Annotated in this window: 22 protein-coding genes; 11 read left to right on the forward strand and 11 right to left on the reverse strand. The window is 70.3% G+C overall.

Annotation, left to right across the window (positions count from 1 at the left end):
• Positions 1-24 precede the first annotated feature (24 nt).
• Genes ON30_RS10075 through ON30_RS10085 form a run of 3 tightly spaced genes read right to left on the reverse strand, consistent with a single transcriptional unit; the run spans position 25 to position 3,133 of the window.
• Positions 25-801 carry an SDR family NAD(P)-dependent oxidoreductase gene (locus tag ON30_RS10075; protein WP_040705984.1) on the reverse strand — a complete coding sequence of 259 codons (777 nt, stop codon included), beginning with the start codon at positions 799-801 and terminating at the stop codon, positions 25-27.
• A complete protein-coding gene (locus ON30_RS10080; protein WP_051029141.1) occupies positions 798-1,760 on the reverse strand; it encodes an alpha/beta hydrolase in 963 nt (320 codons plus the stop codon). Before ON30_RS10080 ends, ON30_RS10075 begins: the two co-directional genes overlap by 4 nt.
• A complete protein-coding gene (locus ON30_RS10085; RefSeq protein WP_040705985.1) occupies positions 1,757-3,133 on the reverse strand; it encodes a flavin-containing monooxygenase in 1,377 nt (458 codons plus the stop codon). Before ON30_RS10085 ends, ON30_RS10080 begins: the two co-directional genes overlap by 4 nt.
• Before the next feature lie 143 nt (positions 3,134-3,276).
• On the opposite strand from ON30_RS10085, the gene ON30_RS10090 reads away from it, so the two are divergent.
• Positions 3,277-3,882 carry a TetR/AcrR family transcriptional regulator gene (locus tag ON30_RS10090; RefSeq protein ID WP_040705986.1) on the forward strand — a complete coding sequence of 202 codons (606 nt, stop codon included), beginning with the start codon at positions 3,277-3,279 and terminating at the stop codon, positions 3,880-3,882.
• Here the strand turns inward: ON30_RS10090 and ON30_RS10095 are convergent.
• Positions 3,875-4,453: a TetR/AcrR family transcriptional regulator gene (locus ON30_RS10095; protein ID WP_040705987.1), complete on the reverse strand. Its 579-nt coding sequence runs from the start codon at positions 4,451-4,453 to the stop codon at positions 3,875-3,877. The genes ON30_RS10090 and ON30_RS10095 overlap by 8 nt on opposite strands.
• Positions 4,454-4,548: 95 nt before the next feature.
• Here ON30_RS10095 and ON30_RS10100 point away from each other — a divergent pair, with 95 nt between their 5' ends.
• Complete coding sequence (locus tag ON30_RS10100; RefSeq protein ID WP_051029147.1) at positions 4,549-5,223, forward strand: class I SAM-dependent methyltransferase; 675 nt, start codon at positions 4,549-4,551, stop codon at positions 5,221-5,223.
• Positions 5,224-5,235: 12 nt separating this feature from the next.
• On the opposite strand, the gene ON30_RS10105 is transcribed toward ON30_RS10100, so the two are convergent.
• From ON30_RS10105 to ON30_RS10120, 4 genes are all read right to left on the reverse strand, one after another.
• Entirely contained in the window at positions 5,236-6,273 is a 1,038-nt protein-coding gene (locus ON30_RS10105; protein ID WP_040705988.1) for a glucosidase family protein, read from the reverse strand.
• Positions 6,260-6,991, reverse strand: a complete 732-nt coding sequence (locus tag ON30_RS10110) for a class I SAM-dependent methyltransferase (protein ID WP_040705989.1) — start codon at positions 6,989-6,991, stop codon at positions 6,260-6,262. Before ON30_RS10110 ends, ON30_RS10105 begins: the two co-directional genes overlap by 14 nt.
• Positions 6,985-8,259: a glycosyltransferase family 4 protein gene (locus ON30_RS10115; protein ID WP_040705990.1), complete on the reverse strand. Its 1,275-nt coding sequence runs from the start codon at positions 8,257-8,259 to the stop codon at positions 6,985-6,987. The genes ON30_RS10110 and ON30_RS10115 overlap by 7 nt, the downstream gene beginning before the upstream one ends.
• Positions 8,260-8,428: 169 nt before the next feature.
• Positions 8,429-9,895 (reverse strand): aldehyde dehydrogenase, encoded by a 1,467-nt coding sequence (locus ON30_RS10120; protein ID WP_040705991.1) that lies wholly within the window; start codon positions 9,893-9,895, stop codon positions 8,429-8,431.
• A 201-nt stretch (positions 9,896-10,096) separates the two neighbouring features.
• Between ON30_RS10120 and ON30_RS10125 the strand changes: the two genes are divergently transcribed.
• From ON30_RS10125 to ON30_RS10160, 8 genes are read left to right on the forward strand one after another with little or no spacing between them, the layout of a single operon-like run.
• Positions 10,097-11,302 carry a cytochrome P450 gene (locus ON30_RS10125; RefSeq protein ID WP_040705992.1) on the forward strand — a complete coding sequence of 402 codons (1,206 nt, stop codon included), beginning with the start codon at positions 10,097-10,099 and terminating at the stop codon, positions 11,300-11,302.
• Positions 11,302-12,141 carry an SDR family oxidoreductase gene (locus ON30_RS10130; RefSeq protein ID WP_051029142.1) on the forward strand — a complete coding sequence of 280 codons (840 nt, stop codon included), beginning with the start codon at positions 11,302-11,304 and terminating at the stop codon, positions 12,139-12,141. The genes ON30_RS10125 and ON30_RS10130 overlap by 1 nt, the downstream gene beginning before the upstream one ends.
• On the forward strand, positions 12,138-12,365 hold the full coding sequence (locus tag ON30_RS10135) for a ferredoxin (RefSeq protein ID WP_040705993.1): 228 nt from the start codon (positions 12,138-12,140) through the stop codon (positions 12,363-12,365). Before ON30_RS10130 ends, ON30_RS10135 begins: the two co-directional genes overlap by 4 nt.
• Positions 12,365-12,913, forward strand: a complete 549-nt coding sequence (locus tag ON30_RS10140) for a nuclear transport factor 2 family protein (RefSeq protein ID WP_040705994.1) — start codon at positions 12,365-12,367, stop codon at positions 12,911-12,913. Before ON30_RS10135 ends, ON30_RS10140 begins: the two co-directional genes overlap by 1 nt.
• A 5-nt stretch (positions 12,914-12,918) precedes the next feature.
• On the forward strand, positions 12,919-14,184 hold the full coding sequence (locus ON30_RS38390; protein ID WP_040705995.1) for a hypothetical protein: 1,266 nt from the start codon (positions 12,919-12,921) through the stop codon (positions 14,182-14,184).
• Between the two features lie 5 nt (positions 14,185-14,189).
• Positions 14,190-15,296, forward strand: coding sequence for an NAD(P)H-dependent amine dehydrogenase family protein (locus tag ON30_RS38395; RefSeq protein ID WP_085999306.1), 1,107 nt, complete (start codon positions 14,190-14,192; stop codon positions 15,294-15,296).
• Complete coding sequence (locus ON30_RS10155; protein ID WP_040705997.1) at positions 15,293-16,171, forward strand: zinc-binding dehydrogenase; 879 nt, start codon at positions 15,293-15,295, stop codon at positions 16,169-16,171. The genes ON30_RS38395 and ON30_RS10155 overlap by 4 nt, the downstream gene beginning before the upstream one ends.
• Before the next feature lie 52 nt (positions 16,172-16,223).
• The gene (locus tag ON30_RS10160; RefSeq protein ID WP_040705998.1) at positions 16,224-17,450 is read left to right on the forward strand and encodes a cytochrome P450; all 1,227 of its coding nucleotides are present in this window, start codon (positions 16,224-16,226) and stop codon (positions 17,448-17,450) included.
• Positions 17,451-17,534: 84 nt separating this feature from the next.
• Here ON30_RS10160 and ON30_RS10165 read toward each other — a convergent pair whose 3' ends face one another.
• Positions 17,535-19,187, reverse strand: coding sequence for a 4Fe-4S binding protein (locus tag ON30_RS10165; RefSeq protein WP_040705999.1), 1,653 nt, complete (start codon positions 19,185-19,187; stop codon positions 17,535-17,537).
• Between the two features lie 168 nt (positions 19,188-19,355).
• Between ON30_RS10165 and ON30_RS10170 the strand changes: the two genes are divergently transcribed.
• Positions 19,356-20,255, forward strand: a complete 900-nt coding sequence (locus ON30_RS10170; RefSeq protein WP_040706000.1) for an SDR family NAD(P)-dependent oxidoreductase — start codon at positions 19,356-19,358, stop codon at positions 20,253-20,255.
• Between the two features lies 1 nt (position 20,256).
• Here the strand turns inward: ON30_RS10170 and ON30_RS10175 are convergent, their stop codons facing one another.
• Both ON30_RS10175 and ON30_RS10180 read right to left on the reverse strand, forming a co-directional pair.
• Entirely contained in the window at positions 20,257-21,024 is a 768-nt protein-coding gene (locus ON30_RS10175; protein WP_040706001.1) for a class I SAM-dependent methyltransferase, read from the reverse strand.
• 82 nt (positions 21,025-21,106) lie between these two features.
• Positions 21,107-21,367 (reverse strand): cold-shock protein, encoded by a 261-nt coding sequence (locus tag ON30_RS10180; RefSeq protein ID WP_063719854.1) that lies wholly within the window; start codon positions 21,365-21,367, stop codon positions 21,107-21,109.
• Between the last annotated feature and the right edge of the window lie 115 nt (positions 21,368-21,482).

The following is a 21,482-nucleotide window of genomic DNA, read 5'->3' on the forward strand; positions in this document are numbered from 1 at the left end:
TCGCGCGACGGCCCGCCCGTCCGGTCAGGAGTTCTCGGCGGCCTCGGCCATCGCGGAGATCCGTTTCAGCACATCGGGATAGCGGCGCAGGTGCGCGCCGCCGTTGAGGTCGACGGCGCTGCCGGTCATCCAGCGGGCGCGGTCGGAGGCCAGGAAGGCCACCATGTCGGCGATCTCCTCGGGCTGTCCGCTGCGCCCGAGCGGGGTGTTGTCGAGGTATTCCTCGGTCAGGCCCGGCACCAGCGAGATCCCGGCCACCAGCGGCGTGTCGACCAGACCGGGGGAGATGGCGTTGACCCGCACGCCGCGTTCGGCGAGTTCGAGCGCGGCCACCTCGACCAGCATCAGCACACCGGCCTTGGCCGCGCAGTAGGAGGCCATTCCGGCGCCCGGTTGACGGCCGTTGAGCGAGGCGATGCAGATGATGCTGCCCCCGTCGACGATGTGCCGTCCGGCGTGCTTGAGGATCAGGAAGGTCCCGGTCAGGCAGACGTCGATGGTCGACTGCCAGTGCGCGAGTTCGAGTTCGGTGATCGGGCCGGGCACCGACAGGCCCGCGCTGCTGACCACCGTGTGCACGCCGCGCAGCCTCTGCAACCCTTCGCTCACGGCGGTCTCGTCGGAGACGTCCATCTCGATCGCCGACACCTGCGGGCCGATCTCGGCGGCGGCGGCCGCGGCCTTGTCCTCGTCGATGTCGGCAATGGTCACCCGGAAGCCGTCGGCGACCAGCGCCCGGACACTGGCCAATCCGATGCCGGACGCCCCGCCGACCACGAGTGCGCTGCGTTGCTCGCTCATACCGTTTCCCTCGATCCCGTGACGGTGTCCCACGGCGCGGACCCGTCGCGGAGCAGATGCCGCCGCAGGAAGTGCACCTGGTGCTCGACGGCGGATTCGAACCACGGGTTGCCGGGGAACAGGTCGAAATGGTCGCACGGGTAGTGTCGCACTTCCGCGCGGGCCTTGACCGCCGCCTTGGCCGCCGCGTACGGCGGTGCGGCGCCGTCGAAGTCGGCGATCTGCATCAGGACCGGGGCCACGATGCGGTCGGCGTTCCGGTCGGCCCGGTAGCCGCCGATCTCGAGCCCGACCGCCGCGTCGACCTCGTTGCGCCAGGTCGGCCCGGCCAGGGCCAGGTAGCGCTCGTAGTAGCCCTCCCCGGTCAGCGCCGCGTGTTCGCCGGGCCGCCCCACCAGCGGCAGCATCCTCGGCGCGGCCCCGAACCGGCCCGCGACGGCGCTGCGCACACCGCTGACGGTGGAGCGGGCCAGCGCGCCGAGGCCGACCTGAGCCAGCGCGTGCCGTCCGGCCGCGATCCCGTCGACCATCGGCACCATCGCGATGACCGCGGCCACGTCGCTCCGGTCGGCGGCGACGGTGAGCGCGTGTCCGCCCGCCTGCGAGACGCCCCACAGGACGACCCGGCCCGCGTCGACCTCGGGGCGCGCCCCGGCGGCGACGACGGCCGCGCGGTAGTCCTGGACCTGCGCGGTCAGCGAGACACGTTGACGCGGTTCGCCTTCGGACGCGCCGAAGCCGCGGTAGTCGAAGGCGAACACGGCCAGTCCGGCGGCGGCCAGACGGTCCGCGAACGGCGCGAGGCCGGAGTCCTTGGTGCCGCCGAAACCGTGCGCCATCACCACGACCGGGCAACCCGAGGGTGTCGCGAACGGGCTGTCCGCGGCGGGGGCGAAGTACCACGCGTCGCAGGTGACCCCGTGGGAGTCGAAGCTGATCCGCTGGTGTCCGGTGCTCACTGGAGTGCTCCCGTCGCGGCGGGGGCGTCGGTGCGGCCCGCCCAGTTCGGTGGTCCCTGCACCTTCGCGCGGCGCGCGCCCGCCGGCAGTTCGCGGGTCCGCATGTCGTGTTCGTAGAGGAAGTAGTCGACCTGCTGGGTGTGCCGGGGTCGGTCGAGCAGGTGCCCGGTGTAGAACGCCTGGTCGGCGGCGATGACCTCGCGCATGCGTTCCGGCGTCGGCAGCCGGTACCGTCCCGCCGCGTAGGCCCCCACCAGGCGTGCCTGACATTCCACGAACGGGAACAGCGTCGGCGTGGCCTGGGCGAATCCGGCGAAGACCAGATCCTCGATCCCCGGCACGAACATCCGCTTGTAGAGGTCGATGCGGTTGTCGGGGGCGCTGAGGAATTCCGGGTCGAAGAACGGGAAGGTGATGTTGTAGCCGGTGGCGTAGACGATGACGTCGAAATCGTCGCTGGTGCCGTCGGTGAAGTGCACCGTGCGGTCGTCGAGTCGCGCGATGTCGGGTTTGGCGACGACGTCGCCGGAGCCCAGGCGCAGCGGCAGTTCCACCGACTGGGTGGGGTGCGCCTCGAAGAATTTGTGGTTGGGGGTGGGCAGGCCGTAGTTCTCCGGGCGGCCCGCGGTGAGGGGTTGGCCCCACTGGGCGATCTTGCGCTGCCAGGAGTAGGGGAAATACGGGTAGGTCTTGTAGTACTTGTCGGCGGGGCGGCCCGCGATGTACTTGGGCACGATCCACGCGCCCGAGCGGGTCGACAGGGTCAGGCTGTTGCCCAGCGCCTTGGACGACAGCTCCACGGCGATGTCGGCGGCGCTGTTGCCCAGGCCGACGACCAGGATGCGCTGATCGGAGAAGTCCATCGGGGTGCGCGGGTCGATGTAGTGGTGGGCGTGCAGGGTGACGCCGCTGAATTCGCCGGGGAACCGCGGGTAGCGCGGGTCCCAGTGGTGGCCGTTGGCGACGACGAGCAGGTCGAAGTGGCGCGTGCCGGTGCGCTGGGTCCGCAGTTCCCACCCGCCGCCGGGCAGCCTGTGGGCGTGTTCGACGCCGTTCTCGAACTCGATGTGCTCGGTGAGTCCGAAGGCCGCGCAGTAGTCGTCGAGGTACTGCTTGATCAAGGTGTGGTGCGGGAAGTCCGGGTAGTGCGCCGGCATCGGGAAATCCCGCAGGGAGAGTTGATGTTTGGAGGTGTCGATGTGCAGTGACCGGTAGGCGCTGCTGTGCCCGTTCGGGTTGCCGAAGGCCCAGTTGCCCCCGACCCGATCCGAGGATTCGAAGCTCACGTAGTCCACGCCGTAGTCGTTGAGCATCTTGCCCGCGGTCACACCGCTGATACCGGCCCCGATCACCGCGGTCCGCGGTTGGTTCATGACCCGTCCTTTCACGCCGTGTAGACAGATTCAAGATTGTGTCTACTGGTAGTCACATTCCCAGATCTGTCCACCCCTTGTTAGGGTTTTCGGGAAACCCGCTGCCGTTCCCCGTGGGACGATCGGACCCGGAAGGGAGACGCGTGACGGAGACGCCGACGATCACCGTGGTGGACCGCCTGCTCGACGCCGCCCAGAAACTGCTGGCGGACAAGGGGATACGGGCGACGACGGTCAGCGAGGTGGCCGAGGAGGCGGGGGTGTCGCGCGCCTGGCTCTACCGGCACTTCCCGGACAAGTCCGCGCTGCTCGGCGCGGCGATCGTCAAACTCAACACCACCTTCTGGAACGACGCGCGCGCCGAACTCGACGCCATCGCGACCTTCGGCGACCAACTCGCCGCGGGCGTGCGCATCGGGCGCGGGGCCTACGACGACCCGGGCGCGCTGCTGATGCGCCTGCGCACCGAGGAACCCGAGGAGTTCGCGGTGTGCGCGGGCGTCGGCGTCTCCGGTCTGGTGCCGGATCTGGCCCGCTTCTGGCGGCCCTACGTCGACGCGGCCGTCGAGCGCGGGGAGATCCACCCGGACCACGACCGGACGGCGGTGGCCGAATGGGTGGCGCGAATCCTCATCAGCCTGGGCACCATGCACGGCGACACCGTCGACCCCGACGACGTCGCCGCGGTGGGCGAGCACATGCGCCGCTACGTGCTGCCGGGCCTGCGGGCCGACCCGAACCTCACTTGAGGGCCAGTCGGGCGGCGCGTTCGAGTCGGTCGGCGATGTCGGCATAGGATTCGTAGCCCATTCCCGCGCGGACCAGCGCGCCCGCGTAGAGCAGTTCGAGGGATTCGATGACCTCGTCGTCGGGGTCGGGGGACAGCGCGCGGGCCAGGCGCTGGCGGATCTCCGCGCCGATGCGCATCCGCAGGTGCTCGACATCGGGATCGCGGCCGAGCAGTGCGCTGGTGACCGCGCCGGACAGTTCGGGTTCGTCGGCCACCAGCATGGCGATGCCGCGCAGTTCCTCGAGTACCCGGACCGTGGCGTCGGGGTCGTCGCTGACCGGTGCGGGCACGGATTTGAGCCGCCGCCAGAAGATCTCCGCCACCAGGTGTTCCTTGGAGGAGAAGTAGGTGTAGGCGGTGGCCGTGCCCACCCCGGCCGCGGTGGCCACCATGCGGATGGTCATCCCGGCGAAACCCTCGCGGGACAGCACTTCCACCGCGGCTCTGGTGAGCTTGTCGACGGTGTCGGCTTGTTTCCCGGTCAGGCGGCGTCGCGTCGCCTCGACATTGCTGGAATCACCTCTGGACATGTGTCTGGATGATACTATTCCGCCTGTTCCGGAGCAACAGTTCCGTATTCGTTTCGCCGACGGTGCGGCGTCACAGGCAGGTGGACACAACGCTGATGGTTTCGAATACCTCCGCGGCCGCGACGGCGGCCCCCGATATCGCGCATTGGCTCGAAGTGGCCGCGCAGGCCCGCGGATTCATGCCCGCCGACGAGGGAAAAGCCCTCTACGAGGCGGTTGCCGGATATACCCGCGGCGGGCCGGTCGTCGAGATCGGGACATATTGCGGAAAATCCGCCATTCTGCTCGGCGGCGCGGCCAGGGAAAACAATTCCCCGGTCTACACCATCGATCACCACCGGGGTTCGGAAGAACATCAGCCGGGCTGGGAATATCACGACACGTCACTGGTCGACGAGGTGACCGGACGATTCGACACGCTCACCGAATTCCGACGCACGATCGTCGGGGCCGGACTCGACGGTTGCGTGGTCGCCATCGTCGGCGATTCCACGCAGGCCGCCGCGATCTGGGGCACGCCGCTGGACGTGCTGTTCATCGACGGCGGACACACCGAGCAGGCCGCCCAGCGCGACTACGACAACTGGGCCTGGCGGGTCGCCGTCGGCTCCGCTTTGCTGATCCACGACGTGTTCCCCGACCCGAACGACGGCGGCCGCGCGCCCTACAACATCTACCGGCGCGCCCTGGACAGCGGCGAATTCCGCGAGGTGTCGGCCACCGGTTCGCTGCGCGTGCTCGAGCGGATCGTCGAACCCGCCCCCCGCTGAACCGGGCCCGGATCAGACCGGGACGTAGGCCGCGCCCATCTCGCGGAAGATCCCGCTCGCGGGCGTGGCGCCGGACAGGGCGTCGGCGGCCAGCACGACCGCCGCGCCCGTCCAGGTGGTGCGTTCCTCGGGCCAGCGCTTACCGTCGGCGAAGACCAGACCCGTCCAGTAGGACCCGTCGAGTTCGCGCAGATGCTGCATGGCGGCGAACAATTCGCGTGCCCGCGCCCCGTCGCCCAGGGTGTCCAGCGCCATCACCAACTCGCAGGTCTCCGCGCCGGTGACCCACGGGCGATCGGACACGCAGCGGATGCCGATGTTGCCCACCACGAATTCGTTCCAGCGCGCGGCGATCCGCTCCTGCCCGGCCGCCCCGGTCAGCACACCGCACAGCACCGGGTAGTACCAGTCCATCGAGTACCGGTCCTTGGCCGTGAACGCCTCGGGCCGGTGCCGCAGGGCGTTGGCCAACCGCACCGCCGCGGCCTCCCAGTCGGGACGGTCCTCGCCCATCCGCTCGGCCAAGGCGAGCGCGCAGCGGATGCTGTGGTGGATGCTCGAACACCCGGTCACCAGCGCCTCGGTGACCACCTCGCCCGAAGCGGTGGCGGCCCAATGGATCTGGCCGTGCTCACCGCGCATGCCGAGCACGAAATCGATGCCCGCCCGCACGCTGGGCCACAACTCGCGCGCGAACGGCAGATCGCCGGTGCACAGCAGATGGTGCCAGACACCCGTCGCCAAGTAGGCGCAGAAATTGCTGTCGCTGTCGTCGAATTCCACCGCGTCGCCGCGGAACTGGCGCGGCCAGGAGCCGTCGGCGCGCTGGGTGGCCGCCGACCAGCGGTAGGCGGCGCGCGCCTCGTCGTAGAGGCCGGTGGCGCTGAGCGCCATCGCCGACTCCACGTGATCCCACGGATCGGTGTGGCCGCCGCGGAACCACGGGATCGCGCCCGAGGGCTGCTGTTCGGCGGCGATGGATTCGGCGGTGCGCAGACTCTGTCGGCGACTGAGCGCCCCGGGGACGAACGGCAGCTCAGGCCGCGGCACGTCGCACCGCCGGTTTGGCGAAGTACAGGGCCACGCTCTTGCCGACCAGCGGATCCAACAGGGTCTCCGCGAGCCGGGTGGTGCGTGGTCTGCCCATCATGTCCCAGACCAGCAGTTTGTGATACGCCTTGACCAGCGGGTGGTCGTCCTTGCGCACGCCCACCGCGCATTTGAGCCACCAGTACGGCGCGTGCAGCGCGTGCGCGTGGTGGCGGTGGGTGAAACGCACGCCGTTGGCGTGGATCTTGCCGCGCAGTTCGTCGGCGCGATAGATGCGCACGTGCCCGCCCTCGTTGGAGTGGTACTCCGTGGACAGCGCCCAGCACAGGCGTTCGGGCAGCCAGCGCGGCACCGTCACCACCAGTTGTCCGCCGGGCCGCAGCACCCGCACCAACTCGGCGATGGCCGCGTCGTCGTGCGGGATGTGTTCGAGGATCTCCGAGGCGATGACCACGTCGAACTCCTCGTCGTCGAAGGGCAGCGCGAGCGCGTCGCCGCGCACCGTGCGCGCGCTCGCCCCCGGCGGGACCTCCCGCGCCTCAGCCATCGCGCCGAACATGACCTCCACCCCGGCCAGTTCCTCGGCGTCCTGATCGAAGGCCACGACGTCCGCGCCGCGCCGGTACGCCTCGAAGGAGTGCCTGCCCGCACCGCAGCCGACGTCGATGACGCGGGTGCCCGCGCCGATCGCGAGGCGATCGAAATCGACTGTCAGCATGCGGAACCTCCGGTGTGGTGCGGGGGCAGCGCCCCGGCGGCGGTGCGCCGGTCGATGGCCCGTTGGTAGACCTGGGCGGTGCGCGCGGCGACCGAGGCCCAGCTGAAGACGCTCACCGCGCGTTCGCGGCAGGCCAGTTCCATCCGCGCGCGCTGCTGCGGCGCGTCGAGCAGCGCGCCGATGGCGCGGGCGAGCGCGACCGGGTCGCCCGGTTCGATGAGTTCGGCGCACACGCCCGCTTCGCCGACCACTTCCGGCAGCGCGCCGGTGCGGCTGACCACCAAGGGCGTGCCGCTGGCCATCGCCTCCACCGCGGGCAGCGAGAAACCCTCGTACAGCGAAGGGATGCAGGCGATCTCGGCCGAGCGCAGCAGTTCGGCCAATTTGCGGTCGCTCACTCCGCTGCGCACGGTGACGATGTCGGACAGGCCGAGTTCGGCGATCGCCTTCTCGGTCGCGCCGTTGGGCTCGAGGCGGGCGACCAACTGCAATTCGACGCTGTGCGAGAGCCGCAGCCGGGTCAACGCCTGGAGCAGGTGGTTGATGCCCTTGAGCGGTTTGTCGGCCGAGGCGACCGCCACGATGCGCCCGGGCACGCGCGGCGCGGTCCCCGGGGAGAACAGCGCGGTGTCCACCCCGAGCGGCACCACTTCCACCTGGGCGGGGTCGATCGCGAAATCGGCGACGATGTCGGCGGCCGAGGACGAGGACACCGTCAACAGATCCGGAATCCTCTGCGCCACACGCTGTTGCATACCGAGGAAGCCGTACCAGCGGCGCACGAGCGGTTTGCGCCGCCAGATCGCGGCGGCGAGGTCGACCTCGCGGTCGCGGGTGATGGGGTGGTGGATGGTCGCCACCAGCGGCAGCATCCGCGCGATGTCGAGCAGACCGCTGCCCAGGCACTGATTGTCGTGCACCACATCGAATTCCGCGACGCGCTCGCGCAGCAGTCGGGCCGCGCGCAGACTGAAGGTGCGCGGCTCGGGGAAGCCCGCGGTCCACATCGTCGCCAGTTCCAGCAGGTCGATCCGGTCGCGGATCTCGCTGGGCCGCGGGGTGCGGAACGGGTCGTCCTCGCGGTAGAGGTCCAGACTCGGCACCTCGGTCAGCCGGACCCGCTCGTCGAGATCCTCGGGATAGGGCGGCCCGGAGAAGATTTCGACCTCGTGCCCCAATTCGACCAGACCGGTGCTCAGTCGACGGATGTACACGCCCTGGCCGCCGCAGTGGGCTTTGCTTCGGTAGGACAACAAAGCAATGCGCACTAGCGGCTTCCTTCGTCGGCGGACGGATCGATACCGGGTAGTCTGCCCGATGCCGGACCGGGTCGCGCGTCGGCCACGGCTCTCGGCGCGTTGCCCGCGGTGCGAGACCCGCCGGTCACCGGGCGGTATCGGATCGTGCCGGTCACCCGGCGGTCGCTGCTCATGCCGGTCAGCCCGCGGTCGCGACGAGTTTGGACTCCAGGTACTCCTCGAAGCCCGCCACCCCCATCTCGCGGCCGATCCCGGACTGCTTGTAGCCGCCGAAGGGGGCGTCGGCCGAGTACCAGATGCCGCCGTTGACGCTCAGCGTCCCGGTGCGGATGCCCGCGGTGACGTGGGCGATGCGGCCGGGATCGGTGCCCCAGATCGCGCCGGACAGCCCGTAGGGGGAGTCGTTGGCCAGGCGGATGGCGTCGTCGTCGCCGTCGTGCGGGATGACCACCAGGACGGGGCCGAAGATCTCCTCGCGGGCCACGGTGGCGTCGTTGCCGAGGTCGGCGATCAGGGTGGGCTCGATGAAATAGCCGCGATCCAGGTCGGCGGGCCTGCCGCCGCCCGCGACGATGCGTCCGCCCTCGGCGCGGGCCAGGTCGAGGTAGTGCTCGACGCGGGCGCGCTGGCGTTCGGAGATCAGCGGGCCGCAGATGGTGCCCGAGGAGGTCGGGTCGCCCGGCCGGATGGAGCCCATGGTCTTGGCGGCGGCGGCCACGGCCTCGTCGTAGTGCGCGCGCGGCACCAGCAGGCGGGTGGTCAGCGCGCAGCCCTGGCCCGCGTGCACGCAGACCGAGAAGGCCGCGTAGTTGGCGGCGGCGACCACGTCGGCGTCGTCGAGGATGACGAAGGCCGATTTGCCGCCGAGTTCGAGGAAGGTCTTCTTCAGGGTGGCGGCGGCGTTGGTCATCACCGCGCGTCCGGTGGCGGTGGACCCGGTGAAGCTGATCATGTCCACGCGCGGGTCGGAGGTGAGTTGCGCGCCGAGGCCGTGATCGGCGGAGGTGACGATGTTGACCACGCCGGCCGGGATGTCGGTGTGTTCGGCGATGACCGCGCCGACCGCGGCCGCGCACCACGGGGTGTCGGGGGCGGGTTTGAGCACGATGGTGTTGCCCGCCGCCAGCGCCGGACCGAGTTTGGCGAAGTTGATCTGGTGCGGGAAGTTCCACGGGGTGATCGCGCCGATGACGCCGACGGCCTCGCGGCGCAGCACCCGCGCGCTCGGGATGCCCATCGGCTTCGCGGTGCCGAGATCGGTTTCCCAGGAGTAGGTCTCGGCCAGGTTCGCGGCGAATTCGAGGTCGTCCACGGGGCCCTGGAACTGCGGGCCGTGGGTGAGCATGACCGGCGCGCCGACTTCGGCCACGGTGATCTCGCGCAGTTCCTCGGCGTGTTCGGTGAGCGCGGTGCGCAACTGGCGCAGGCAGTGCGCGCGCAGCGCGTGGTCGCGGGACCAGTCGGTGTCGTCGAAGGCGGTGCGCGCCGCGCCGATGGCGGCGTCGAGGTCGGCGGTGTCGGCGTCGGCGGCCTGGCCGAGGGTCTCCTCGGTCGCCGGATTCACCGTCGCGAACACCCCGCCGCGGCCGGGACGCAGGTCGCCGCCGATCAGCAGCGGCGCACCGTCGGCATCAAGAAGACTCATGGACTACTCCCACAGTGTCTGGACAGGTGTACGGAATATAGTCTGGAAACTTGGACCCGTGCAAGAACATGTTCTCGTTCGGCGTTGTACCGGACGTGCGTCGGTGGTACCGTCCAGACACATGTCCAGCTACGTGTCTCTCGAATCTGCCCCCGGGGCGTCCACGGGAGGGAACGTGTTATCGAAATCGGGGTGTGCGCGATGACAGCCGCTTCTCTGGAGCCGTTGACGTTCGACCCGTACGACTACCTCTTCCACGAGGATCCGTACCCGACCTACCAGCGCCTGCGCACCGAAGCGCCGCTCTACCACAACCCGCACCTCGACTTCTACGCGCTCTCCCGGCACGCCGACGTCACCGCGGCCTTCCGCGACAGCACGCGGTTGTCCAGCGCCAACGGCGTCTCCCTCGACCCCGCCGCCTGGGGACCGCACGCGCACAAGACGATGTCGTTCCTGGCGATGGACGACCCGCGGCACATGCGGATGCGCAAACTGGTGTTCAAGGGGTTCACCCCGCGCCGGGTCGCCGAGATGGAGGACCGCATCCGCGAACTGACCTTCGAATACCTCGAACCCGCGCTCGAGCGCGGCGAGTTCGACTGGATCGAGGACTTCGCGGGCAAACTCCCGATGGACGTCATCTCCGAACTCATGGGCGTCCCCGTCCCCGACCGCGCCGAGATCCGCCGCCTCGCGGACCTCGTCGTGCACCGCGAAGACGGGGTGCTCGACGTCCCCGACGCCGCCGTGCACGCCTCGCTGTCGCTGATCGGCTACTACGCCGAGATGGTGACCGCGCGCCGCGCGAACCCGACCGAGGACCTGACCTCGGCCCTGCTCGACGCCGAGATCGACGGTGACACCCTCACCGACGAGGAGATCATCGGGTTCATGTTCCTGATGGTCGTCGCGGGCAACGAGACCACCACCAAACTGCTCGGCAACGCGCTGTACTGGGCGGCGAAGAACCCGGACGAGTACGCCAAGGTCGCGGGCGACCTCGACCTGGTCCCGAACTGGGTCGAGGAGACCCTGCGCTACGACACCTCGAGCCAGATGGTCGCCCGCTCGTCCACCGTCGACATCCCGTACCACGGCGGGGTGATCCCGGCGAACTCCAAGGTGCTGCTGCTGATCGGCTCGGCCAACCGCGATCCCGAGGCGTTCGTCGACGGCGACACCTACCGCATCGACCGCACCGACACCAGCGCGCTGGCCAGTTTCGGCGCGGGCGTGCACTTCTGCCTCGGCGCGCACCTGGCCCGCCTCGAATCCGTCGTGGCGCTGAGGGAATTCGCCACCCGGGTGAAGTCCTACACGGTGCGCGAGGCCGGAATCGAGCGCGTGCACTCCAGCAACGTCCGCGGCTTCGCCGCGCTGCCACTCGCGGTGGAGGTCCGCTGATGCCACGCTTCGAACCCAATCCCGCGCGCCGCCCGGTCATCGTCGCGGGCGCCTCCTCCGGCATCGGCGAGGCCACCGCCGAAGCCCTTGCCGCACTGGGGCATCCGGTGGCCCTCGGGGCGCGCCGGGTCGAGAAGTGCGCCGAGATCGCCGAGCGCATCCGCGCCGCGGGCGGCGAGGCGTTCCCGTACCGGCTCGACGTCACCGACACCGACTCGGTGGACGAATTCGTCCGCGCCGCCGAGGCCGCGCACGGCCCCACCGAGATCCTGGTCTCCGGCGCGGGCGACATCGAGTTCGCGCTGCTCGACGAGATGTCGCCCGAGCAGTTCCTGCTCCAGGTGCAGGTGCACCTGGTCGGCGCGCACCGCATGACCCACCGGGTGCTCGCGGGGATGCGCGAGCGGCAGCGCGGCGACGTGGTGCTGATCAGCTCGGACTGCGCGCCCACCCCGCGCCCGCGCAGCGGCGCCTACAGCGCCTCCAAGGCGGCCGTCGAGGCGATGGGGCTGCAACTGCGGATGGAGTTGGAGGGCAGCGGAATCCGCGCCTCGCTGGTCCGTCCCGGCCCCACCCAGACCGGTATGGGCATGACCGCCAGTGCCGAGACCGTCGGACCGCTCATCGAGGACTGGGCGCGTTGGGGTTTCGCCCGCCACTCCTATCTGCTGCGCGCGAGCGACATGGCCGCCGCGGTGGTCGCGGTGGTCACCGCGCCGCGCGGTGTGCACATGGCCTTGGTCGAGGTCCAGCCCGAAGCGCCGCTCACACCCCGTCCCGAGCCCGCCGCGCCCGCGCGGGAACGCGCGCAGTCGGTGGAGGCGGGAGCCGGATCATGAGGATCTCCCTCGACGCCGATCTGTGCCAGGGGCACGCGGTCTGCCAGGCCGAGGCCCCGTCCGTCTTCGCGGTGCCCAAACGCGGCCACGTCGAGATCCTCGACCCCACCCCCGGCGCGGACCTGCGCGAACCCGTGGAGAACGCGGTGCGCTACTGCCCCACCCAAGCTCTGCTGCTCGTCGAGGACGACGAGCACGTTCCGTCCCCGAAAGGTACCGACTGATGCCCGATTTCGACCGCGCCGAACTCGACGAGATGGTCCGGCGCTGGGTGCTGGAGAATCAGCGCTGCGAGGAGAAAGGCGACTGGAAGCCGCTGGCCGAGCTCTACACCGAGGACGCCACCTACGGCTGGAACTACGGTCCGACCCAGGAATTCATGGCCGTGGGCCGCGAGGAGATCCGCGATATCGCCCTCGGCCAGGAAATGGAGGGCCTCGAGGGCTGGACCTACCCGTACCAGGAGTTCGTCGTCGACGAGCGCAGCGGCAACGTCATCGGCCTGTGGAAGCAGGTCGCCGACGCCAAGCGCCCCGACGGCCGCCACTACACCGTCGACGGCATCGGCGGCAGCTGGTTCCGCTACGGCGGGAACTTCCAGTGGTCCTGGCAGCGTGACTTCTTCGACTTCGGCAACGTCTCCGCGCTGTTCCTGGAGATGATCACCGCCAACGCGCTGACCCCGGGCATGATGGCGCGCATCGAGCGCTCCGGCAAGGGCCCGCTGCCCGGTTGGTACAAGATCGGCGAAGCACCCGCCGTGCTGTGGTGAGACCAGTGACAACTCCCGGCGGGACACCGCAGCACAGTCGCTTCGCGGACTTCGACAGGGACGAACTCGCCGTGCTCGTCCCCGAACTCCTGCTGTGCGGTCACCTGATCGACCGCTCCGGCATGGCCTATTCCATCGCCGCCTTCGGGCGCGAGGGGATGGCCGAGGTCGCCATCGAGGAATGGCAGCTCGCCAGTCCGGTCTACACCCGGCGGATGCAGCGCGCGCTCGGGTTCACCGGCGACAGCGTGGAGACCATCTTCAAGGGGCTGCAACTCGACATCGGCGCGCCGCCGCAGTTCATGGACTTCCGCTTCCGGGTGGACGACCGCGACCACGGCGAGTTCTGGCTCGACCACTGCGGCGCGCTGGCCGACGTGGAACCGATGGGCGAGGAGTTCGTGGTCTCGATGTGCCACGACATCGAGGACCCCACCTTCGACGCCACCGCGCTGGCCACCAATCCGCACGCGCAGGTCCGGCCGATCCACCGTCCGCCGCGCAAGCCCGCCGACCGGGTGCCGGTGTGCGCGTGGACGGTCGTCATCGACCCCTCGCACGTGCCGCCGCCGGTGCCGGTCAACGCGCCGCTGGTCGCGGACTCGGCGGCCGCGCACCTCGCGCTGCCCGAGGTCGATCCGGCCGAGGCCGGGATGGGCGACTACGCGGGCCCGCTGCTCAGCGACCTGCGTTTCCCCGATTTCTCGCGCTCGGCGCTGCTGCGGATGGCCGAGGAGGTCTGCCTGCAACAGCATCTGCTGACGCTGGGGTTCATGGTGGCGGTGCGCGCCCGCACCGACGAGGAGGCCGCGCTGGGGATCGGCCGCAAGCAGTTCACCGGCATCGCCGGCCTGACCTCCGAACGCCTGCGCGCGTGCCTGGGTCTCGGCGACGATCCGCTGTCGCTGGCGAAGGTGCTCAGCGTGCATCCGGCGCTGAACCCGGTGTCCTACACCGGGATCGAGCTCACCCTCACCGAGGACACCGTGCTGCTGCGGTTGCCCGCCGACAGTCCGGCCCAGCGGGACCGGGCGTGGCCGTCGATGGTGACCCCCGAGTACCTGGCCCCGATCGAGGCGATGGTGCGCGGGGTGAACCCGCGCTTCACCGCCGAGGTGCTGACCTCCGACGAGGACGGCTTCACCCTGGAGATCGTGTTGGGCGCGCAGGCGCACAAGGAAGCCTCGGAGGTGGCGATCACCCGGTTCAGCACCGGCGCCGACTTCGCCTTCGCCGATCGCGGCATCCCGCTGCCGCTCACGGTGGTGTGAGCGGCGTGGCACGCGTCATCCAATGGGCGACGGGCGGTCTCGGGCAGGCGGCCATCGGGGCGATCCTGAATCACCCCGATCTGGAACTGGTCGGCGCGTGGGTGCACAGCGCCGCCAAGGACGGTCGCGACCTCGGTGAGCTGATCGGCCGCGAGCCGATCGGCGTGCGCGCGAGCAGCGATGTCGAGCAAGTCCTGGCGCTGGAGGCCGACTGCGTGCTCTACAGCCCGCTGCTGGCCGACACCGAGATCCTGCGCGCCATCCTGGCCTCGGGCAAGAACGTGGTGACCCCGCTGGGCTGGTTCTATCCGCGCGCCGCCGAACGGGAACGCTACGACGAGGTGTGCCACCGGGCGGGAGTCACCCTGCACGGCACCGGAATCCACCCCGGCGGCATTACCGAGCGGTTGCCGCTGGTGATCTCGGCGCTGTCGGGATCGGTGACGGCGGTGCGCGCCGAGGAGTTCTCCGACATCCGCACCTACGCCGCCCCCGAGGTGGTGCGCGACTGGATGCTGTTCGGGGCCACCCCCGAACAAGCCGCGGGCAGCCCGATGGTCGACTTGCTGGCGGGCGGTTACAGCCAGTCGGTGTGGATGATCGCCGACGAACTCGGCTTCGACCTCGATCCCGAGTTGACCGTCACCCACGACATCGCCGTGGCGAGCGCCCCGATCGACTCGCCGATCGGGGTCATCGCGCCCGGCCGCGTGGCCGCCCAGCGCTACCGCTGGCAGGGCACCGTGGACGGCGTGCCGGTGATCACCGCGGCGGTCAACTGGTTCATGGGCGAGCGCGACCTCGACCCGGCGTGGACCTTCGGCCCGGCGGGCCAGCGCTACGAGATCGAGATCACCGGCGATCCCGGCGCGACGGTCACCTTCTCCGGCATGCACGCCCACAGCGCCGAAGAGGCCGCGGACCGCAACCCGGGGATCGTGGCGACCGCGATGCACTGCGTCAACGCCATCCCGTACGTGGTCGCCGCCGAACCCGGCGTGCGCACCTATCTCGACCTGCCGCCGGTCGCGGCGCGCGCGGCGACCTCGCTGCACCGCGCCCGGCGCGCACGGACCCCGGCGGGAGCCGGTGACTCGAAAGGCACGACATGACCTACGAGGTACGGGGCGTCGTCGCGCGCGGCAAAGGCGAACCCGTCTCCGTCGAGACGATCCTCGTCCCCGCGCCGGGGCCGGGGGAGGCCGTGGTCGACGTCCGGGCGTGCGGGGTCTGCCACACCGACCTGCACTACCGCGAGGGCGGGATCGGGCAGGACTACCCGGCGCTGGGCATCGGCGCGTTCGCGGAGAAGACCCTCGTCGCCGCGGGACAGTGCACCAAGGTCGATCCGGCCGCGCCGCCGCAGGTGGCGGGTCTGCTCGGCTGCGGCGTGATGGCCGGTCTCGGCGCGGCGCTCAACACCGGGGGAGTCGGGCGCGGTGACACCGTCGCGGTCATCGGCTGCGGCGGGGTGGGCGCGGCCGCGGTGCTCGGCGCGTCCCTGGCGGGGGCGGCCCGGATCGTCGCCGTCGACGTGGACCAGCGCAAGCTGACCACGGCCACCGGCTTCGGCGCGACCGACACCGTCCTGGCGGGCGAGGGCGACGTGGTCGAGCGGATCAAGGACCTGACCGGCGGCTTCGGCGCCGACGTCGTCATCGACGCGGTCGGCCGCCCGGAGACCTACCGGCAGGCGTTCTACGCCCGCGACCTGGCGGGCACCGTGGTCCTGGTCGGGGTCCCCACCCCGGAGATGTCGCTGGAGATGCCGCTGCTGCACTTCTTCGAACGCGGCGGCGCGCTGAAATCCTCCTGGTACGGCGACTGCCTGCCGTCCCGGGACTTCCCGATGCTCATCGACCTGTATCTGCAGGGCAGGTTGCCGTTGGACGCCTTCGTCACCGAGACCATCGCCCTGGACCAGGTCGAGGACGCGTTCGGGCGCATGCACCACGGCGATGTCCTGCGGTCGGTGGTGCTGCTGTGAACGCCGCACCGGCCGTACCCGTAATCGGCGCAAATCATTTCAGGAGGTACCCATGACAGCACCGTTGTTGCCCCCGGGTTTCGACTTCACCGATCCCGAACTGTGGGGAAACCGCAGGCCGGTCGAGGAATTCGCGCGACTGCGCCAGACCGCGCCGGTGTGGTGGAACGCCCAGTCCGACGAGACCTCCGGCGGATTCCGCGACGGCGGGTACTGGGTGGTCAGCAAACTGGCCGACATCAAGGAGATCTCGCGCCACCCGGAGCTGTACTCCTCCGAGCGCAAGGGCTCGATCATCCGACTGCCCGGCGACATCGATCCCGAACAGATGAACCAGATCGGGGCGCTGCTGGTCAACATGGACCCGCCCAAGCACTCCAAGGTGCGCAGGATCATCTCCAAGGGCTTCACGCCGCGCGCGGTCGAGGGGTTGCGCGCGGCACTGGCCGAACGCGCCGCCAAGATCGTGCACGAGGCCAAGCGCGCCGGCGGCGGCGATTTCGTCGAGCAGGTCGCGGTGGAACTGCCGTTGCAGGCCATCGCCGAACTGCTCGGCGTCCCCCAGGAGGATCGCCGCAAAGTCTTCGACTGGTCCAACCAGATGCTCAACTACGACGACCCCGAATACGGCGATCCGGCGGTGGCCTCGGCCGAGGTGCTCGGCTACGCCTGGAACATGGCCGAACAGCGCCGCGCGAACCCGGTCGACGACATCGTCTCCGAACTCGTGCAGGCCGATATCGACGGCGAGGGCCTGGCCTCCGACGAATTCGGCTTCTTCGTGATCCTGCTGGCGGTCGCCGGCAACGAGACCACCCGCAACGCCATCACCCACGGCATGAAGGCGTTCATCGACAATCCCGAGCAGTGGGAGCTCTACAAGCGGGAGCGTCCGCGCACCGCGCCCGACGAGATCGTGCGCTGGGCCACGCCGGTCACGGTGTTCCAGCGCACCGCCACCCAGGATCTGGAACTGGGCGGACAGGCGATCAAGGAAGGCGATCGGCTCGGATTGTTCTACGGTTCGGCCAATTTCGACGAGGACGGGTTCGCGGAGCCGTTCACCTTCGACATCGACCGCAACCCCAATCCGCACGTCGGATTCGGCGGCACCGGAACGCACTACTGCGTGGGGGCCAACCTGGCCCGCCTCGAGATCGACCTGATGTTCAACGCCATCGCCGACGTCATGCCGAACGTGCGGCAGGTCGCCGAACCGGTGCGCCTGAAGTCGGGGTGGATCAACGGCATCAAGCAGTGGCAGGTCCGCTACGAGTGAGATCGTTCGCGCCGGGTCGTCGGTTGCCTCTCGGAACCGGCGACCCGGCGCGCGTTCGTCCCCGCCTTGTCGGGCGGTGGCGTCTCAGCCCCGTCGTGCGGTGGCCAGCAGCGCTTCGACGCTGGTCAGTTTCACCCGGGGACGGCCCGCGGCCGCGCCCGCCGCGCGCTCGGCGGTGTCGAGGACCTGCCAACCCGCCCGGTCCACCACGTCGGGTTGCCGTTCCCGGATCAACGCCGTCAACGCCTCGCGATCCCGCTCGGGAGCGGGCAGCGCGCCGGCGAGGAAGTCCGCCACCAACGCGTTGACGGTCTCCTGGGAGTCGACGCGGTTCGAGCCGATCACCCCGCGCGGACCGCGCTTGATCCATCCGGTGGCGTAGACGCCGGGCAGCGCCGTCTCGCCGTCGAGGACCCGGCCCGCCGCGTTGGGCACGACGCCGCGGTGCTCGTCGAACGGCAGGTCGGGGACCGGGCGGCCCTTGTAGCCGACCGACCGGATGACCAGCGACGCGGGCAATTCGCCGGTCTCGTCCGTGGCGCGCGCGACGACCGAACCGTCCGCGCCGGTGACCAATTCGTTGCGTGTGAACCGCAACGCCTCGACCCGGCCGTCCCCGACGATCTCGGTCGGAGACGCGCAGTAGCGCAACACGATCCGCTTGTTGTCCGCCGAAACCGGTTTCGCCGCGTACTCGGCGGCCAAGGCCATCTTCAACGCCGTCGCGTGTGCGAGGTCGGCTCCGTCGTGGCCGTCGAGTTCGGTCGGGTCGACCACCACGTCGACCCCGTCCAGGTGCGCCAGGGCCATCAATTCCGCCGAGGTGTAGGCGGCCTGGGCCGGACCGCGCCGACCCAACACCACCACCTCGCGAATACCGCTGTGCCGCAGCGCCGCCAGGGCGTGGTCGGCGATGTCGGTGCCCGCCAACACCTCCGGGTCCATGGTCAGCACCCGCGCGATGTCCAGTGCCACGTTGCCGTTGCCGATGACCACCGCGCGCTCGCCCGAGAGGTCGAACTCCCGCGCGGCATGGTCGGGATGGCCGTTGTACCAGGCCACGAAATCGGTCGCCGCGTGACTGCCCGGCAGATCCTCGCCCGCGACGACGAGGCGGCGGTCCGCCGAGGCGCCCACCGCGTAGATCACCGCGTGGTGGGCCGACATCAACTCCGCGTGCGAGAGGTGCACGCCGATCTCGACATTGAGGTGCCAGGCGATCGCGTCGCGTTTGAACGCCGCGGCGAACATGTCGGTGACACTGCGGGTCTCGGCGTGATCGGGCGCGACCCCGTAGCGGACCAGACCCCACGGCGTCGGCAACCGGTCGAACATCTCGACTTCCACCGCCCCCAGCGACAGCAACTGCTCGGCCGCGTAGCAGGCCGACGGCCCCGACCCCACGATCGCCACCCGCAACGGGCCGTCACCCGCGGGCAGGCGCGGCATCTTCGCGGGCGCCACCAGATCCGATTCCAGGGGATGGCGCTGGAAATAGGCGGCGTTCACCTCGGTGAAGCGCTCGAGCTTCGGGGACAGTTCGTCCTCGGCGTAGATCGCCCCGACCGGGCACGCCTCGAAACACGCGCCGCAGTCGATGCACGTCTCGGGATCGATGTAGAGCATCTCCGCGCTCGCGAACTCCGGGTCCTCCGGACGGGGCCGGATGCAGTCCACGGGACATTCGGCCACACAACTGGCGTCGTTGCAGCAGCGCTGGGTGATGACGTAGGCCATCACAGGCTCCGACGGGTGTGCTCGGTCATGACTGATCCCTTTTCCGTCATCGGCCCCCGGCCTCCGAGGGAACCACCTATTATGGACACGTGTCTGGACAGTACTACGGACACTCTGGTAGGACAAGTGATTCGATCGAGGCGTAGCGCACAGGAATGGACGGGATCGATGGGTGATCGGGAAATACTCGCCGGACGCGGCGCGGTCGTGGTCGGCGGCAGCAGCGGAATCGGATTCGCCGTCGCCGCGGCGCTGGCCCGCGACGGCGCGGGCGTGGTGCTCAACGGGCGCAACGAGGCCGCGGTGGAGCGGGCCGCCTCCGCGCTGCGCATGTCCGGACACCGCGTCGTCGGCATAGCGGGCTCGGCCGCCGACGAGGCCGTGGCCGAGAAACTCGTCGCCACCTGCGTGAGCGCCTACGGCGCGATCGACGTCCTGGTCAACTGCGCGGGCGCCCCCGAACCGGCGGGCTCCTCGATCCTGACCGTCAAGCCCTGGGAGTGGCGCGCGCTGCTCGACTCGCACCTGACCACGGTCTTCAACACCTGCCGGGTCGCCGCGCCGCGCATGGTCGAACGAGGGCGCGGCAGCATCGTCAACACCAGTTCCTTCGCCTACCTCGGCGACTACGGCGGCACCGGCTACGCCGCGGGCAAGGGCGCGGTCACCAGCCTGACCCTGGCGATGGCCGCCGAACTGCGCGAACACGGCGTCCGCGCCAACATCGTGTGCCCCGGCGCCAAGACCCGGCTCTCCTCGGGCCTGGACTACGAGGCGCGCATCCTGGACCTGTACCGCCGCGGCATCCTGGACAAGGTGACCATGACCGGCGCGCTGGACGCCCCGCCCGCCGAATACGTCGCCCAGCTCTACCGCTACCTCGCCGGCGACCGCTCGGCCGCCGTCACCGGACAGGTCTTCATCGGCGCGGGCGGCTTCGTCGGCCGGTTCAACCGCCCGAAGACGGCGATCCTCGGCTATCGGGACCACGCCGACGCCGGGCCGTGGAGTCAGCCGGAACTGCACGCCATGATCGGCGAACCGGCCTCGCGCCCCGCCGCGAGCTGACTCAGCGGCGGCGGAAGGCCCGCAGGCCGCACCGGATTCCCGCGTAGCTGGGATGGTGTGGGGCCGCGCCGATCTCGGTCCAGTGCTCGGCCAGGGTGTTCTCGAAGATGCGGCCGCCCGCGGCCGTCTCGTCGCCCGAGAAGATCAGCAGGTCGCCGTCGTAGAAGTCGAGTGCGGTCTGGGCGGTCGTCGACCCGTGCGGCGGTCGGATCAGCATCAGCGCGCGCTCGGCGTGCTCGAAGGCGTCCGCGGAGTTGCCGAAGGGCACCTCGGTCCACAGGTGGTCCCAGTGGCCGCGCTTGTCGTCGACGGCGACCACGTCGACGCCCGCCTGCCGCAACTGCCAGGCCCAGTAGCCGCTGCCCGCGCCGATCTCGAGAACCCCGCGCCCGGCCAGGACGCCGAGCAGCCAGGCCAGATCCGAGGGCGAGGGGATCGACCACGCGTAGGTGCGCACCAGCAGGTCGCGCACCGAATCGCTGAACTCCACCGCCCACTGTTGGGCGGGGTCGACGCCGCCGCGCGGCATGAGCCGGAGGAACCGCCAGTACGGGTTGTCGATCGCGGCGGGGCCGTCGTCCACCGGGGTATCGGCCAGCCGGGGGAAACGCGCGCTCTCCCAGTGCTCGGCCAACCTGTCCTGGATCAGGGCCAACCGGGCGTCCACCGTGGGCGGGCCGTCGGCCGTCTCGATCGCGGGGGCGATGGCCTCGAACACCGTCGTCGCGCCGGCCTGCGCCGGGGCGCCGTACTGCGGAAGTCGCGTCATGAATCCCGTCCTGTGCTGTCCGACACTGCTGTGACGACGGGTCACCCGGCTCGGGAACGCTCGCGCGGGCCCCGCGGTGAACTTACGCGCACCGGGCGGCCTGCTCGTCGGCGGCCTGCGGCGCGGCCGAGTCCTCCTGCTCCTCGACCGGTTCCACGCGCCGGGCCTGCGGCCCCTTCGGGCCGACGACGATGCGGAAGTCGACGAGGAACCCCTCCCGCATCAGGTGGCGGAACTCCTCGGCGATGTCGTCCGCCTCGACCAGCAGGTCCGCGCTGCCGTCGGCGGCCGCGATGAACCCGAACTCCTTGACCTCGTCGAACCATTTCACCGTGCCCTGCATGGGATCTCCTGACGTGTTCACTCGACATGTTCCGGATATCACCGGCGGTACGGATACCGCCGCGGTCGACCTGTGCACGGGGGGTTCGCACCGCGCGTCGTCGCGGATCGGACGA

The organism is Nocardia takedensis NBRC 100417 (assembly GCF_000308695.1).
Taxonomy (GTDB): domain Bacteria; phylum Actinomycetota; class Actinomycetes; order Mycobacteriales; family Mycobacteriaceae; genus Nocardia; species Nocardia takedensis.

What these genes read in the sequence shown, in the direction of transcription:
- ON30_RS10085 (WP_040705985.1), bottom strand. Translation starts at nt 3,133, where the DNA reads ATGAACCAACCGCGGACCGCGGTGATCGGGGCCGGTATCAGCGGTGTG.
- ON30_RS10120 (WP_040705991.1), bottom strand. Translation starts at nt 9,895, where the DNA reads ATGAGTCTTCTTGATGCCGACGGTGCGCCGCTGCTGATCGGCGGCGAC.
- ON30_RS10135 (WP_040705993.1), top strand. Translation starts at nt 12,138, where the DNA reads ATGAGGATCTCCCTCGACGCCGATCTGTGCCAGGGGCACGCGGTCTGC.
- ON30_RS10125 (WP_040705992.1), top strand. Translation starts at nt 10,097, where the DNA reads ATGACAGCCGCTTCTCTGGAGCCGTTGACGTTCGACCCGTACGACTAC.
- ON30_RS10110 (WP_040705989.1), bottom strand. Translation starts at nt 6,991, where the DNA reads ATGCTGACAGTCGATTTCGATCGCCTCGCGATCGGCGCGGGCACCCGC.
- ON30_RS10165 (WP_040705999.1), bottom strand. Translation starts at nt 19,187, where the DNA reads ATGGCCTACGTCATCACCCAGCGCTGCTGCAACGACGCCAGTTGTGTG.
- ON30_RS10180 (WP_063719854.1), bottom strand. Translation starts at nt 21,367, where the DNA reads ATGCAGGGCACGGTGAAATGGTTCGACGAGGTCAAGGAGTTCGGGTTC.
- ON30_RS10095 (WP_040705987.1), bottom strand. Translation starts at nt 4,453, where the DNA reads ATGTCCAGAGGTGATTCCAGCAATGTCGAGGCGACGCGACGCCGCCTG.
- ON30_RS10140 (WP_040705994.1), top strand. Translation starts at nt 12,365, where the DNA reads ATGCCCGATTTCGACCGCGCCGAACTCGACGAGATGGTCCGGCGCTGG.
- ON30_RS10175 (WP_040706001.1), bottom strand. Translation starts at nt 21,024, where the DNA reads ATGACGCGACTTCCGCAGTACGGCGCCCCGGCGCAGGCCGGCGCGACG.
- ON30_RS10100 (WP_051029147.1), top strand. Translation starts at nt 4,549, where the DNA reads ATGGTTTCGAATACCTCCGCGGCCGCGACGGCGGCCCCCGATATCGCG.
- ON30_RS10155 (WP_040705997.1), top strand. Translation starts at nt 15,293, where the DNA reads ATGACCTACGAGGTACGGGGCGTCGTCGCGCGCGGCAAAGGCGAACCC.
- ON30_RS10075 (WP_040705984.1), bottom strand. Translation starts at nt 801, where the DNA reads ATGAGCGAGCAACGCAGCGCACTCGTGGTCGGCGGGGCGTCCGGCATC.
- ON30_RS10170 (WP_040706000.1), top strand. Translation starts at nt 19,356, where the DNA reads ATGGGTGATCGGGAAATACTCGCCGGACGCGGCGCGGTCGTGGTCGGC.
- ON30_RS10130 (WP_051029142.1), top strand. Translation starts at nt 11,302, where the DNA reads ATGCCACGCTTCGAACCCAATCCCGCGCGCCGCCCGGTCATCGTCGCG.
- ON30_RS10160 (WP_040705998.1), top strand. Translation starts at nt 16,224, where the DNA reads ATGACAGCACCGTTGTTGCCCCCGGGTTTCGACTTCACCGATCCCGAA.